We start from the raw sequence: 14,282 nt of genomic DNA, 5'->3' as shown, positions 1-14,282 counted from the left end.
CCGCCGGGTCCAGCCCGGTCGCTGGCGTCAGTGCCGCTCCGGTCCGGCGGTGGTCGCCGACGCACCGGCCTCCTCGTCGGTGACGGCCCGGGCGACGGCCGCGGCCACCTCCGGCGGCACGAGGCCCAGCTCGACCGCGTGCTCCGCGAACGCGGTGGAGTCCGGTGCCAGCACCATCGGCACGCCGGCCTCGTCGAACCGCGGCCCGAGGCGTTCGACCTTCTCGTCACCGGGATCGAGACGGACCTCGCGGATCCACACGGCGCGGACCCGCCCGGGGTGCTCCGCCACGACCTGGGCGTAGATCTGCGGGTCGTGCTGGCCGGAGTCGCCGACCAGCACCACCGGCATCGTGGGATGGAGCTCGAGCACCTCGCGGATCCGCACCAGCTTGTGGTCACCGTGCGACGACTTGACGAACTTCGTCTCGTCGATCCCGAGGTCGCGCAGCAGCAGGGGGCCCAGCGGGATGTCCCGGTGGCGCAGGAACCCGGTGAGGAAGCCGTACAGGTTCCACGGGCTGGACGAGACGTAGAAGAACGGCCGTCGCGGTCCCCCGGTCCCGGTCTCCAGGGCGCGGTACAGGCCGGCGACACCCGGGAACGGTGTGCGCGTCACCGCCGAGCCGGTGGCCGTGACCCGCACCATGTCCCAGAAGCGCTGGGCCCCGGTCTGCAGCACGGTGTCGTCGACGTCGCTGATGATCGCGAGGTCGGTGTCGGGGCCGGGCACCCGCACCCGGGCCTCCACGGCGTGCGTGTCGGGGTCGAGCCCGCGCCAGGCCTCGGCCAGGCGGACGTCGGCCGAGCGCCAGGGACCGCCGTCGACGGGCAGGTCCGGGTGCAGTCGGACGTCGTAGTACCCCTCGTCGTCGGTGGTGACCTCAACGCGGTCGCCACCACAGGTCACGACCAGCGGCACGCCCGGCAGCTCGTCGGAGGCGAACCGCGCCGCCATCCGCCGCATGGACGTCCAGGTCGACTCGCCGACGACGGCCTCGGGCGGTCGGGGGTCGTCGACCACGCGGCCACGCACGACCACCTCGCCGGGGTGGCCGTGGCCGACGTAGGCGATGATCCGGAAGTCGTCCGGCGCAGACCCGTCGTCGAGTCGTCGGGCCAGCGCGTCGAGCCCACGCTCCAACGCCAGGGCTGCGCGGTGCAGGAGGTGGCGTGGTCCGGTGGGGTGGTCGGGAGTGCTCACGTGTTCCTCGTCGTCGATCGCCGTCGTCGACAGGATGCCCGCCGTGCCCGGCACTGCGGGCCCACCACTCGTCCGGGGCCGGTCGGTGCGAGTGCTGCCGGGGTTCGACCTCCGGTCGGAGACCCGCCGGATACCGTCGGGGGCCGTCCGCCCCGCGGCACGTTCGCGGAGCCGCTCGATCGACCCGGCGTTCCGCGGAGGTTGCATGTCCGGCCAGACCACCTCGCAGCAGGGGCAGACCTGCTATCGCCACCCCGATCGCCCCGCGCCGCTGTCGTGCACGCGGTGTGGGCGCCCGATCTGCCTGGACGACGCCATCGACGCCCCGGTCGGCTTCCTGTGCCCGGAGGACGCGCAGGTGCCGGCTCGCCAGCGCCAGGCCGCCCGCCGCGTGTCCGCCTCGGAGGCGATGGTGGTCACCCGGGTGCTGGTCGGGATCATGGTGGTCGTCTATGTCGGCGAGCAGATCCCCGGGCTCGACCTGGTCCGTCGCGGCGCGCTGTTCGGGCCGGCGGTCGCCGCCGGCCAGTGGTGGCGGATCGTCACCTCGGGGTTCCTCCACGACCCGCAGCTGCCCTTTGGGCTGGTCCACATCGGCTTCAACGCCTACCTGACCTGGCAGCTCGGGATGCTCCTGGAAGGCACGATGCGTCCCAGCCGCTACCTCGCGACCTTCATGGCGGGGCTGCTGGCGGGGTCCGCCGGTGCGCTCGTGCTGTCCTACGAGGCGTTCACGATCGGGGCGTCCGGCGCCGTCTTCGGCCTGATGGGCGCGGCGATGATCGGCCTGCGGTCCCGCGGGATCAACCCGTGGTCGACCTCGATCGGTTCGTTGCTGATCCTCAACCTCGTGTTCACGTTCTTCGTCGGCGGCATCTCGATCGGTGGTCACCTCGGTGGGCTGATCGGTGGTGCCATCGCCGGGTGGCTGGTGTTCGAGGGGCCGGAGCGGGCCCGTGGCTGGGGTGCCTGGGCCGTCGCCGGCGCGTTCGGGCTGCTCGCGATCCTGGTGGGGATCAACGGCTGGGACACCGGCCTGGGCCTGTGACCCGATCGGCCAGCGGCCGGGCGTTCGTCTCGGGTCAGCCGGGCCTGTCCGTGGTCGCCCTGGCCCCGCCGCCACGACGTGTCTCGCCGAGCAGGTCGACCCGGGGCGTCATGAACGAGCGGTCCAGCGGCACGTCCGCGCCGCGCCCGGCCAGCACCTGGACCACGCCCAGGTCGTTGGTGTCGAACCCGACCACCGACCCCGCCATGTAGGCGCGCCAGATCCGGTAGTCGACCTCGCTGGCCGCGGCCACCGCCCGGTCGTGGCTGGCCTCCAGCCGTCGCACCCATTCCCGCAGGGTCAGTGCGTAGTGCCGGCGGAGTTGCTGGACGTCGAGCAGTTCGAAGCCGGCCTCCTCCACCTCGTGGATCGTGCGCGATGCCGGGACCAGGCCACCGTCGGGGAAGACGTAGCGACCGATGAAGCTGGCGTCGGCCGCGTCGATGTCACGGGTGACCCGGCGCCCGCCGGTCGTGATGCCGTGGTTGAGCAGGCGACCGCCGTCGGCCAGCAGGCCGTACAGGTGCCGGAAGTAGGCCGCGAGCTGGTCAGACCCCACGTGCTCGACCATCCCGACGGAGGCGACCGCGTCGAAGGACCCACCGACCTCGCGGTAGTCGGCCACGCGGATCTCCACGCGGTCGCCCACGCCGGCCTCCTCGGCCCGCGCGAGGGCGGCCCGTGCCTGCTCGGACGACAGGGTCACGCCGGTCGCGTGGACGCCGAAGTGGCGGGCGGCGTGGATCACCAGGCTGCCCCAGCCACAGCCCACGTCCAGCAGTCGCTCACCGGGTCGCAGGTCGAGCTTGCGGACCACGGTGTCGAGCTTGCGACGCTGGGCCAGCTCCAGGCTGGTGTCGGGGGTCGCGAAGTAGGCGCACGAGTACACCAGGTCCTCGTCGAGGAAGCACCGGAAGAAGTCGTTGCCGAGGTCGTAGTGGAACCGGACGACGTCGCGGTCGCGCGCGCGGGAGTGCCGGCGACCGGTGACCATGGCCGCCCGCTGCACCACCCCGACGTCGTCGTCCGGTGGGGTCGGCAGCGCCAGGAGCCGGGGTGCGATCCGGGCGCGGTCGAGCAGCCCCAGCCCGTCACGCAGGCGAGCGATCGCGTGGAGTGCGGAGACGAGGTCCCCGGTGACGTCGACGTCGTCGCGGAGGTAGGCCTCGCCGGCATTGAGGTCGGTCGCCGGGACCAGGAGTGCGCGCAGGGACCACGGGTGGTTGAGCACCAGCCGGAAGTCCCCGTGGCCGACCTCGGTGCCGTCCCACAGGCGCAGCGGGATGGTGACCCCGGCCTGTCGTTGGAAGGCCCGGACGAAGGCCAGCGTGCGCTCCCGGGTGCGCTGCAGGTCGGTGTGAGGCGTGGCCCGGGTGGCGTGGTGGGTGTGCGGCATGGCTTCCCCGATTCCACGGCGGGGACGTGCGGACCGCTGGTCGTCGAGGTGGCACGCGCCCGGCCGAGTCGTCGACTCCACGAGTCTGCCACGCCCGGCGGCGGGCCGAAAGCCCTGGTGTCGGGGCCCGCGATGTCCACCGGGACCTCGAGGACGTGTGCCGCCGTGTCGCGCCCACCTACCATCGGACCCGAACGCCTGTCGTCGTCCGCCGGGATCGAGATGGCTCCGACCGCTTCGTCCGCCCCCACCACCGAGCCCACCACGAAACCGCGCGTGGCGCCCGCCGAGCCGGACACCGGGACGATCCCGCGACCGGTGCCCGACGACGGCGACCACGACCGCTTCGCGCACTACGTCGACAAGTCCGAGGCCGCCCGCTCCTACGTCGAGGGCACCCCGGTCCGCGCCCTGTGCGGCAAGATCTGGGTGCCCAGCCGGGACCCCGACCGCTACCCGGTCTGCCCGACCTGCAAGGAGATCGTCGACGCGGTCTTCGGAGCCGACGACGACGAGTCGTGAGCGTCCGGGTCGCGGGCGGCGACCCGTTGGCGGGGGACGTTCGGACAGCGGGGGGATCGGATCGGTTCCGGTGTCGTAGGTTACGATGCCGTAAGTTGATGCCGACGTCAGATGATGGAGTGCGCCCATGGTGAGCGAACGCGACCTGCTGCACGAGCTCGAGCCCGAGGCCGAGCGACTGCTCGAGCGTCACCTCGGCGTCGCCGAGGAGTGGTTCCCGCACGACTACGTCCCGTACTCGCTGGGGCGGGACTTCGAGGGCTTCGAGGGTGGCGAGCCCTGGACCCCCGACCAGCCCAGCCTCACCGGGGTCGCCCGCACCGCGCTGGAGGTCAACCTCCTCACCGAGGACAACCTGCCCAGCTACCACCGCGAGATCCATGGGATGTTCGGCAAGAAGGACTCCGCGTGGATGGACTGGGTGCACCGCTGGACGGCCGAGGAGGGACGCCACTCGATCGTCCTGCGTGACTACCTGGTCGTGACCCGCAACCACGATCCGGTGGCGCTCGAGCGCGGTCGCATGGCGGTCGTCGAGGAGGGCTACGACCACCACGCCCGCGACACGCTCCACGGGATGGTCTACGTGGCCTTCCAGGAGCTGGCCACCCGGATCAGCCACCGCAACACGGGGCGTTACTCCGACGACCCGGTCGCCGACCGCATCATGGCGCGGATCGCGGCCGACGAGAACCTGCACATGGTCTTCTACCGCGACATGGTCACGGCCGCGATGGAGCTGGACCCCTCCGCGACCGTGATGGCGATCGCCGACGAGGTCATCGGCTTCGAGATGCCCGGCGCCGGCATGCCCAACTTCCGTCGTCACTCCGCCGTGATCGCCGACGCCGGGATCTACGACCTGCGCGGGCACCACGACGACGTGGTCTGGCCACTGCTGCGGAAGTGGCGGGTGTTCGCCGTGGAGGGCCTGGACGAGCACGCCGAGCAGCGACGTCGGGAGCTGGCCGACTTCCTGGGCAAGCTGGACGGCCAGGCCACCCGCTTCGAGGACAAGCGCGCCGTGCGCCACGAGCGTCGTGCGCGTCGTGCCGCCCGGGAGGCCGCCAACGCCTGATCACCGTGCAGGCCCGGCGCCAAAGCGGTTGCAAGCTCAACTTTTCGTGCGCCCAACGCACGTCGCGAGCGGCGCCTGACAGGCAAGGGCGGCTGGAACGTTGTTCGAGCGGGTGATTCGGCGCTCCTGTGCCGCAGTCCACGGTCGTTCGGCCACGCAGCGTGGTTTCCCGGGAACATTCGCCGGGCACCCTACGTTGATCGGGGTGAGTTCGGGAAAGTCTTCACATGTCAGCGAAACACTACGTCCATCCTCTTCACGGCATCTGCCACGTGGTCGGGACACAGGAGCGCCAGGTCGGCGACCGTGTCCAGACGTACGTGGAACTGCGCGTGGACGCCTCGCCCTCCGGGCGAGCGGCCCTGAGCGTGCTCCTGCCCGAGGACGAGATCCTCGAGCACGTGCGCACGGTCGCCGAGCCCGACGAGGCCCAGGCTGCCCTCGACGCGCTGTCGGACAGCAAGCCGTCCCGCATCGCCAAGGCGTCCTCGTGGCGCTCTCGCGTCGCGCGGACCGACTCGACCGCCGACAGTGGCAACCTGGTCGAGATGGCGCGGGTCTACCGCGACCTCGAGTACCGCGACCGTGATCGCGGCCTGTCCAGCACCGAGCGTCGCTCGGCCGACCGGGTCCACGACCTGATCGTCGGCGAGCTCGTCGGCGCCATGGACTGGACCGTCGACGACGCCGTCCAGGCCGTCGCCGAGCGGCTCGACGGCGTGGCCCTCGAGGCCGCCTGACGCGCGACCTCCGGTCGCGATGGAGTTGCTCGCAACGTCCACGGGCGATCTTCTTCGTCGTACACCTTCGATACTGCCCCGGACCACTGGTCCGGGGCAGCGTCGTGTGCGGGGGGTGCTGGGAAGCTCAGGCGCGGAGCAGGCTCGCGGCCTTCTCGCCGATCATCACGGCCGGGGCATGGGTGTGGCCGCTGACCAACGACGGCATGATCGACGTGTCGGCCACGCGCAGTCCCGCCACCCCGCGCACGCGCAGGTCGGGCGCGACCACGGCGTCGTCGTCGCTGCCCATCCGTGCCGTTCCGGCCGGGTGGTAGAGCGTCTCGGACCAGCGGGCCAGGTGGGCACGCCACGCGTCGTCGTCGTCCACCCAGTGGTCGGGCAACCACGGCGTCGTCACCAGGTCGGCCAGCGGCGGGGTGTGGAGCACCTCCTGGGCCCGGCGCAGGCCCCGCACCAGGGTGGCCACGTCGGTGTCGGTGGCGAGGTAGTTCGGGTCCACCACCACGGGTGACCGATGGTCCCCGTCCCGCAGCCGGACCGTCCCCCGGGACTCCGGGTCGAGCAGCACCACGCCGAGGGTGTAGCCGTGCGACGTGGGCGGTTCGAGGACGTGGTCGATGTAGGGCACGATCGCGAAGACCAGCTCGACGTCGGGACGGTCCCGTCCCTCGACGGTCCGCAGGAACGCGTGTGCCTCGGCGGCGTTGGACGTCAGGGGGCCCCGCCGACGCGCCAGCAGGCGGAGCAGGTTGGCCGTGGTCTCGGCGCCGGCCAGCGTGTCGGTCCGGTCGGTGTGCACCACGATCGCCGTGGCGAGGTGGTCCGACAGGTTCTCGCCCACCGCCGGTCGGTCGACGACCACCTCGATCCCGTGGTCACGCAGGTGCCCGGCCGGCCCGATCCCCGACAACATCAGGACCTGGGGGGTGTTGACCGCGCCGGCGGACACCACGACCTCGCGCCCGGCGGTCGCGGTGTGCTCCACGCCGTCGTCGTCGGTCCAGTCCACCGCCACCGCGCGCGAGCCCTCGACCACCACGCGCGCGACGTGGGCGCCGGTCACGACGGTCAGGTTGTCCCGCCGACGCGCCGGGCCGAGGTAGGCCGTGGCGACGGAGTGACGCAGGCCGCGCCGCTGGGTGACCTGGGTCAGCGCCACGCCGTCGTTGCCCCGCTCGTTGGGGTGGTGGTTGCGCGGGATGCCGGCCGCCACGCAGGCGTCGACGAAGGCCAGCGTCGCGGGGTTGGGGTCACGCGGCTCGCGGATCGACAGGGGCCCACCGACGCCGACCTCGGGGCCGCCGCCCCGCTCGGTGTCCTCCGAGGCGACGAAGTGTTCGAGCAGGTCCTCGTAGCCCCAGCCGTCGCAGCCGGCCGCCGCCCACCGGTCGTAGTCGGCCGGCGTGCCGCGGACCCACATCATCGCGTTCATCGCGGACGAGCCCCCCACGACCCGGCCACGGGGCCAGTACAGGCCCCGCCCGCCGAGCCGTTCCTGGGGGACGGTGGTGACGTCCCAGTCGAGGTCGGTCTTGAAGGTCTTGGTGAAGGCCGCGGGCACCCGGGTGTCCAGCGATCGGTCCTCGCCCCCGGCCTCCAGCAGCAACACCGTCGTGTCGGGGTCCTCGCTGAGGCGGCTGGCCACGACGGCGCCGCTCGAGCCGGCACCGATCACGATGACGTCGGGCATCACGCGTCCTCCGGGTCGCGGCGCATCGGCACGTGGGGGATGCCGTCCTCCAGCCAGCCGGGGCCGGTGACCCGGAACCCGCTGCGGGCGTAGAAGTCGACCAGGTGCTCCTGGGCGTCCAGGACGATCGCTCGCTGCTCGCCCGCCACCACGTGGTCCAGGAGCCAGCCGGCCAGGCCGGCTCCGCGGTGGTCCGCGTGGGTCACCACGCGCCCGACCCGGGTCACGGGGTGATCGTCCACCCGGTCGTCGAGCCGGCGGAGCGCGGCGACGACCCGGTCGCCGTCGGGCTCCACGAGGAAGACGTGTCGGGCGCCGTCCTCGAGGTCGCGTCCGTCCAGTTCGGGGTACGCGCAGGCCTGCTCGACCACGAAGACGTCGACGCGCAGGGCGAGCAGTTCGTACACCCGGGGCACGGGCAGGTCGGTCAGCGCGGCGTCGTGGAGGGCGAGACCGTCGGGCGTGGTGGAGGTCGTCATGCGGGCCACGGTAGACCGGCTCGGGGCGGGTGGGGACGCCCGCTCGACGACGACGGAGCGGTCGTGGGGTGCGGGTACCGTGTGCGCTCGTTCTCCGTCTCCTTCTCCAGGTGTCTCGTCGTGCAGGTCAACGGTGCGTACTCGCCCCATCCCCGTGGTTTCGGGTTCGTCGACTTCGACGCACCCGTCAGGCTGGAGGGTCCCGCCAGTGGCCCGGTCGAGGCTGACTCCGGCTTCGTCCCGCCCGACCTCGCCCGCGGGTGGCTGTCGGGTGACCGCGTCGTCGCCACGATCGAGCTGGACGACCAGGACCGGGTCAACGTCACTGCCATGACCCTGCGGTCCCGACCACGCCGGTTCCTGGTCGGGACGGTGGCGACCTTCGTCGGCGAGACCACCGTCATCCCCGACCCCCGCCTGGGCTCGGGGCGGCTCCCGGTCGCCGCGACACTGGCCGACCAGCTGGCCCATCGTGACGGTCGGCAGGTGGTCGTGATGGTCGCCGCCGACGAGGACGGGCGGGCCACCGCCCGCAGCCTGGTCAGCGGCCCGACGCCGACCCAGGCCCCGGCGGCGATCCGTGCCCGGGCCGTCACGATCGCGCACGGTGGCGTGGCCCCCGACGTCCTCGAGCCGGGACCGGCCGAGGTCGGCCTCCCGCCGGCCGAGACGCTCGGGACCGCGCTGCGGGCCCAGGGCCAGCTCGCCTCGGGTCGACCCGGCATGGCTGCCGGCCTGTCCGCCGAAGGACCCGTCCCCGGTCGCGAGCTCGGTGGGCTCGACTGGCGTGACGCCGTCGTCGTCACCATCGACGACGACCGGTCCCGTGACCTCGACGACGCCCTGTCGGCCGCGTGGGACGGTGACCCCGAGACGCCCGTCGACCTGTACGTGCACATCGCCGACCCGGCCGGTGCCGTCGGGATCGACTCGCCCGCGGACCGCTACGCGGCCACGATGGGCACCACCACGTACCTGGCCGTCGGTGGCAACGCGCCGATGCTCGACCCGGCCCTGTCCGAGGACCTGGTCAGCCTCCTGCCCGGTGAGGAGCGCGGCGCGTTGACCGTGTCGTGCCGGGTCGGGCCGGACGGCCAGCTCGACGACGTGACCCTGTCCCTGAGCGTGATCCGGAGCACGGCCCGGCTGTCCTACGCCGCGGTCGACGCGTTCCTGGACGACATCGACCAGCGTGAGCTGCTGGTCGGGGCCCACGGTCCGTCGGGCGCCGACCAGGAGCATGTCGAGATGGTCGCGGCCAACGTCGCGGCACTGGCCGAGGCCTCGCGACGCCTGGGCGTCGAACGTGACGCCCGCGACAGCCTCGACTCGCTGTTCGAACCGGCCAGGCTCGAGGCCGCGATCGTCGACGGCAAGATCCGTGCGATCGAGGCCGACCCGCACCCACGTGCACAGCAGGTCGTCGAGCGCCTGATGGTCGCCGCCAACGAGGCGGTGGCCGGGTGGGCCGTCGAGCACGACGTCGACCTGCTGTTCCGCAGCCACCTGGGGTTCGACCCGGACCGGGTCGACCGCATCACCACCGCCGCGAGTGCTGCGGGCGTGGAGCTGCCGGACCCACCACGGCCCCTGGACGTCCTGTCGGCCGTCGCCGAGCTGCGGGCCGCCGACCGGATCCCCGACGCCGACCTGCTGGCCACGGCCGCCGCGGGTGCGGTCGCCCGGGCGGGGACCTCCGCGGAGCCGTCCGGCCACGAGGGCCTGGCCGCCGCGGCCTACACCCAGTTCACGTCGCCGATCCGGCGCTACACCGACCTGGTGGTCCACCGCCAGGTCCGCGCGGCGCTCGCCGACGAGCCCGCCCCCTACGACCGTGACCGCCTGGCAGCCCTCGCCGGGTGGCTGGACGCGCGGGCGGGAGCGGCCGGCCACGCGCAGGCGTTGGAGCGCAACGCCCTGTGGTCGGTCCTGCTCGAGCGGGGTGCGGTGTCGTGGCCGGCCACGGCAGTCGTGACCGGGTTGACGCCGGCAGGCGCTCGGGTCCGCATCCCGGAAGCGGGCGTGAGTGGACTGGTTCCGGCCAACCGGCTGGACGCCGAGCGCCGCAACCTGCAGGTGAGTGCCGACGGGACCCAGACGTCCGACGGCAGCGTGCGGCTGGGCCAGCGCCTGTCGGTCCGGCTGGACCGCCTCGACGCGCTCGGCCGGCCGGACTTCCGACCGGCCTAGCCGGAGGCGTCGGTCGTGGACGAGGACGGGCGGGGGAGCGACCGCGGGCTGGCCTTCGGGGTGTCGGCCTACCTGCTGTGGGGCCTGCTGCCGCTGTACTGGAAGTTGCTCGAGGAACTGCCGGCGGGGGAGATCCTCGCCCACCGGATCGTGTGGAGCGCGCTGTTCTGCGTCGTGGTGCTCGCGCTCACCGGGCGGCTCCGACACCTCGCCCACCTGCCCGCACGGCAGTGGCGGCTGCTCGCCGTGGCGGCCCTGCTGATCTCGGCCAACTGGTACGTCTACATCTGGGCCGCCACCCACGGCCACGTGGTCGACGCCAGCCTGGGCTACTTCATCAACCCGTTGCTGACCGTGGTCCTGGGCGTGGTGGTCCGGCGTGAACACCTGCGCAGGCTGCAGTGGGTCGCCGTGGCCGTCGCGGGTGTCGGGGTCGGACTGCTGGCGATCCTGACGGGAACAGTGCCCTGGGTCGCGCTGGTGCTGGCCGCCACGTTCGCCGCCTATGGCCTGGTCAAGTCGTCGGTGCAGGTCGCCGCCCTCGAGGGCCTGGCGATCGAGACCTTGCTGATGGTGCTGCCCGCCCTCGCCTGGCTGCTCGTCGGGACCGGGGACGGGCTGCTCCCGGACCAGCCGTCGCTGGCCGTCCTGGCCGTGCTGGCCGGCCCGGTGACCGCGGTCCCCCTGCTGCTGTTCGCCGGTGCCGCCCGCCGCCTGCCGCTGTCGACCCTCGGGTTCCTCCAGTACCTGGCCCCGACCCTGCAGTTCCTGATCGGCGTGGTGGTGTTCGGCGAGGCGTTCGGTGTCGGGCGGATCGTGGGCTTCGCACTCATCTGGCTCGCCCTGGCCACGTTCCTCGTCGACCAGGGACGGCACCGTCGGCCGCGGACGCGGGCAGTCTCCCAACCCATCGGCTGACCCGGCCTCGATGGCACCGGGTCGACCGTCACTCGTGGGTGTGGACCCCGCCGTGGACGTGGGGGTCGCCGATCACCACGGTGCCGTCGGCGGTGGTGAACGTCATCGCCCCGTAGGCAGCAGCCAAGTTCTCCTGGGTCAGGACCACGTCGGGGACCCCCGTCGCCACAAGCCGGGTCGCGAGCAGCACGACGTGGTCCGCGCGCGCGGCCTCGGCGATGTCGTGGGTCGTCATGACCACGGTCCGGCCGGCGTCGGCCTCCTCCTGCACGACCGCCTCGATGCGCTGCAGGCTCGGTGCGTCCAGGCCGGTCACCGGCTCGTCCAGGAGCAGCAGGTCGGCCTCCTGCGCCAGGCCCTGGGCCACCGACACGCGCTGGCGCTGTCCGCCGGACAACTCCACGACCTGTCGGCCCGCGAGTTCGGCGACCTGCATCCGCTCCATCGCCCGGTCGACGGCGTCGCGGTCCTCGTCCCGGAACCGCCGGACCAGGCCGACGTGGGGGTAGCGCCCCATCGTGACGACCTCGCGAACCGTCAGGGGAAGGCCGGGGTTGATGTGGGTCGCCTGCAGGACGTGCGCGACCGATCTGCGGGCGTCGCCCTGGGGTGCGCCGAGCACGTCGACCTGGCCGCGGCTGGGCCGCACGAGGTTGCCCAGCACCCGCAGCAGCGTTGTCTTGCCCGACCCGTTCGGTCCGATGACGGCCGTGCGGGAACCCCTCGGGATGTTGAAGGTCGCAGCTGCCAGCGCATGGCGTGATCCGTAGTCCACGGCCAGGTCCACGGCCCGGGCGGCGACGTCGCCGGTGGTGTCGTCGGGCGGGGTGGGAGCGGTGCGCGTGGCCATGGCCTGATCCTACCGGTCGAGCGCAGGATCGGAATGGTTTTGAGAATGGTTCCTATTTTCGGTAGGTTGCGTGATGGTGCGTCCGGCCCCGGGCGCGCCAGATCGTCCCAGGAATCGCCATGGACCAGCACCCCGCCCCGCCGTCGTCCTCCTCGATCGGCCGGTCGTCCGGCAGCGTCCAGCGTCCACGCCCCGTTCGCCGTGGGCTCTGGGTCGTGCTGGCCTCCGCCGTCGTGGTCGCCGGATGTGCCACGACCTTGGGTGCGGAGTCGGGCGCCGGCACCGGTGACCCGGACGGGATCCGGGTGACGGCCTCGACAGCGGTGCTGGGGGACCTGGCCGGGCAGGTCGCGGGAGGCGACGGCGAGGTGACGGTGCTGATCGAACCGGGCCAGGACCCGCACGCCTTCCAGCTGTCGGCGCGACAGGTGGCCGAACTGCAGGACACGGACCTGCTCGTCGTGAACGGCCTGGGGCTCGAGGCAGCCTTCGCGGACGCGATCGACCAGGCCGAGGAGTCGGGGGTGCCGGTGCTGCGGGTCGGGGAGTCGCTCGACCCGCTCGAGGCCGGCAGCACACGTGCCGACGACGAACACGACGACGAGCACGCTGGCGAAGAAGCCACCGAGGACGAGCACGCTGACGAGGAGGATGTCGAGGACGAGCACGCTGACGAGGAGGCCGAGGTGCACGCGGAGGACGACGGCCACGGGCATGGTGCCCTCGACCCGCACGTCTGGCTCGACGTGTCACGGATGGCCCTCGTCCCCGGGCTGGTGGCCACCGCACTCGAGGAGGTGGAGCCGGGGCCGTGGCAGGAGCGAGCCGACACCGTGGCGGAGGAACTGGACGAACTCGACGAGGAGCTCGAGGCGACGATCGACGGCGTGCCCGCGTCCTGCCGCGTCGTGGCCGCGGACCACGACTCGCTCGCCTACCTCGCCGATCGGTACGACGTCGACGTCCCGGTGACGGTCATCCCGGGCACCTCGACGGACGTCGACCCCTCCGCGCGTGACTTCGCCACGGGCGTGGCCGCCGTCCGCGAGGCAGGAGTCCACGTCGTGGTCGTGGACGAACGATCGACCGCGGGCGAGGCGGAGGCGTTCGCCGACGAGGCGGGCATCGAGTTGGTGCCCCTGCCGTTGACGGCGCCGCCGGACGATGCCGGCTACGCCGAGATGATGCGAACGGTGGGCGAGGGCCTCGTGGAGGGCTGGTCCGGGTCGTGCGGGTGAGCGCGACCGTCACCAGTACGGTCCCGGGGTGGGTCGGACCGGACAGCGTGGCCGACGGCACCGGGAGGTCGTGACGTGTTCGAGACGCTCGTCGAGCCGTTCGTGGCCAACCCGTTCATGATCCGAGCACTGGTCGCGGGTCTGCTCACCGTCGTGACCACCACGCTGGTGGGGACCTGGGTGGTCCTGCGAGGGTTGTCCTTCCTGGGCGACGCCATGGCCCACGGTGTGCTGCCGGGCATCGCCGTGGCGGTGCTCGTCGGAGCCAGCACCACGGTGGGTGCGGTCGTCTCCGGTGCGGCGATGGTGGCGGGCATCGACCTTGTCCGGCGCCGCACGCGACTGTCGGGCGACACCGCGATCGGCCTGTTGTTCGTTGGCATGCTCGCGCTGGGGGTCGCGATCATCTCGCGGGGCGGTGCCTACGCCACGGACCTGTCGACCATCCTGTTCGGCGACGCCATTGCCGTCGGGCGGGACGACATCATGGTGACCCTGGTGGCAGCCGTCTTCGTGAGCATCGCGACGATCGTGGGCTACCGCGCGTTCCTCGCCCTGACCTACAGCGAGGACACGACCGCCACCCTGGGACTGGACCCGGCGCGGGTCCATCTCGCGATGCTGGTGCTGATCGGCGTGGCCGTGGTGGCGTCGTTCCGCACCGTGGGCACGCTGCTGGTGTTCGCCCTGCTGGTCGCGCCGGCCGCCACGGCGGCCCTGGTGGCCAGGCGGGTTCCCGTACTGATGGGCGTGGGGATGGGCGTCGGGGGGCTCGCGGTGGTCACGGGGCTGCTGGTGTCGTTCCACTGGGGTGTCGCGGCCTCACCGGCCATCGCCGTGGTCAGCGTGGCGCTCTTCTTCGCCGTCCTGGCGGGCAAGGAGATCGCCCTCCCGGTGCAACGGGCACGCGCACGGACCTCCGGCTGA

At 72.7% G+C, this 14,282-nt stretch carries 13 protein-coding genes; 8 read left to right on the top strand and 5 right to left on the bottom strand.

What is annotated here, in order from left to right; genetic code table 11:
* Positions 1 to 27: 27 nt before the first annotated feature.
* Positions 28 to 1,203: an App1 family protein gene (locus tag KR546_RS19525; RefSeq protein ID WP_238442929.1), complete on the bottom strand. Its 1,176-nt coding sequence runs from the start codon at positions 1,201 to 1,203 to the stop codon at positions 28 to 30.
* A 205-nt stretch (positions 1,204 to 1,408) separates the two neighbouring features.
* Here KR546_RS19525 and KR546_RS01550 point away from each other — a divergent pair, with 205 nt between their 5' ends.
* The gene (locus tag KR546_RS01550; RefSeq protein WP_238442928.1) at positions 1,409 to 2,251 is read left to right on the top strand and encodes a rhomboid family intramembrane serine protease; all 843 of its coding nucleotides are present in this window, start codon (positions 1,409 to 1,411) and stop codon (positions 2,249 to 2,251) included.
* 34 nt (positions 2,252 to 2,285) lie between these two features.
* Here the strand turns inward: KR546_RS01550 and KR546_RS01545 are convergent, their stop codons facing one another.
* Positions 2,286 to 3,647 carry an SAM-dependent methyltransferase gene (locus KR546_RS01545; RefSeq protein WP_238442927.1) on the bottom strand — a complete coding sequence of 454 codons (1,362 nt, stop codon included), beginning with the start codon at positions 3,645 to 3,647 and terminating at the stop codon, positions 2,286 to 2,288.
* A 276-nt stretch (positions 3,648 to 3,923) separates the two neighbouring features.
* On the opposite strand from KR546_RS01545, the gene KR546_RS01540 reads away from it, so the two are divergent.
* The 3 genes from KR546_RS01540 (at position 3,924) to KR546_RS01530 (ending at position 5,987) form a co-directional block, all read left to right on the top strand.
* A complete protein-coding gene (locus tag KR546_RS01540; RefSeq protein WP_338019066.1) occupies positions 3,924 to 4,169 on the top strand; it encodes a DUF3039 domain-containing protein in 246 nt (81 codons plus the stop codon).
* A gap of 127 nt (positions 4,170 to 4,296) precedes the next feature.
* Positions 4,297 to 5,247 (top strand): acyl-ACP desaturase, encoded by a 951-nt coding sequence (locus KR546_RS01535; RefSeq protein WP_238442925.1) that lies wholly within the window; start codon positions 4,297 to 4,299, stop codon positions 5,245 to 5,247.
* 227 nt (positions 5,248 to 5,474) lie between these two features.
* Positions 5,475 to 5,987 carry a CarD family transcriptional regulator gene (locus KR546_RS01530; protein ID WP_238442924.1) on the top strand — a complete coding sequence of 171 codons (513 nt, stop codon included), beginning with the start codon at positions 5,475 to 5,477 and terminating at the stop codon, positions 5,985 to 5,987.
* Between the two features lie 127 nt (positions 5,988 to 6,114).
* Here KR546_RS01530 and KR546_RS01525 read toward each other — a convergent pair whose 3' ends face one another.
* A complete protein-coding gene (locus KR546_RS01525) occupies positions 6,115 to 7,680 on the bottom strand; it encodes a GMC family oxidoreductase (RefSeq protein ID WP_238442923.1) in 1,566 nt (521 codons plus the stop codon).
* Positions 7,680 to 8,159, bottom strand: a complete 480-nt coding sequence (locus KR546_RS01520) for a GNAT family N-acetyltransferase (RefSeq protein WP_238442922.1) — start codon at positions 8,157 to 8,159, stop codon at positions 7,680 to 7,682. Before KR546_RS01520 ends, KR546_RS01525 begins: the two co-directional genes overlap by 1 nt.
* Before the next feature lie 120 nt (positions 8,160 to 8,279).
* On the opposite strand from KR546_RS01520, the gene KR546_RS01515 reads away from it, so the two are divergent.
* Together KR546_RS01515 and rarD are read left to right on the top strand one after the other, a co-directional pair.
* Positions 8,280 to 10,349: an RNB domain-containing ribonuclease gene (locus tag KR546_RS01515; protein ID WP_238442921.1), complete on the top strand. Its 2,070-nt coding sequence runs from the start codon at positions 8,280 to 8,282 to the stop codon at positions 10,347 to 10,349.
* A gap of 15 nt (positions 10,350 to 10,364) precedes the next feature.
* Positions 10,365 to 11,267, top strand: a complete 903-nt coding sequence (rarD, locus tag KR546_RS01510; protein ID WP_238442920.1) for an EamA family transporter RarD — start codon at positions 10,365 to 10,367, stop codon at positions 11,265 to 11,267.
* Between the two features lie 28 nt (positions 11,268 to 11,295).
* Here the strand turns inward: rarD and KR546_RS01505 are convergent, their stop codons facing one another.
* Entirely contained in the window at positions 11,296 to 12,117 is an 822-nt protein-coding gene (locus KR546_RS01505) for a metal ABC transporter ATP-binding protein (RefSeq protein WP_238442919.1), read from the bottom strand.
* 119 nt (positions 12,118 to 12,236) lie between these two features.
* Between KR546_RS01505 and KR546_RS01500 the strand changes: the two genes are divergently transcribed.
* Complete coding sequence (locus KR546_RS01500; protein ID WP_238442918.1) at positions 12,237 to 13,355, top strand: metal ABC transporter substrate-binding protein; 1,119 nt, start codon at positions 12,237 to 12,239, stop codon at positions 13,353 to 13,355.
* 75 nt (positions 13,356 to 13,430) lie between these two features.
* On the top strand, positions 13,431 to 14,282 hold the full coding sequence (locus KR546_RS01495) for a metal ABC transporter permease (protein WP_238442917.1): 852 nt from the start codon (positions 13,431 to 13,433) through the stop codon (positions 14,280 to 14,282).

The sequence above is a fragment of the Salsipaludibacter albus genome, from assembly GCF_019798055.1.
In the GTDB taxonomy this organism is placed as follows: domain Bacteria; phylum Actinomycetota; class Nitriliruptoria; order Nitriliruptorales; family Nitriliruptoraceae; genus Salsipaludibacter; species Salsipaludibacter albus.
This window is presented reverse-complemented; position numbering and strand designations above follow the sequence as displayed.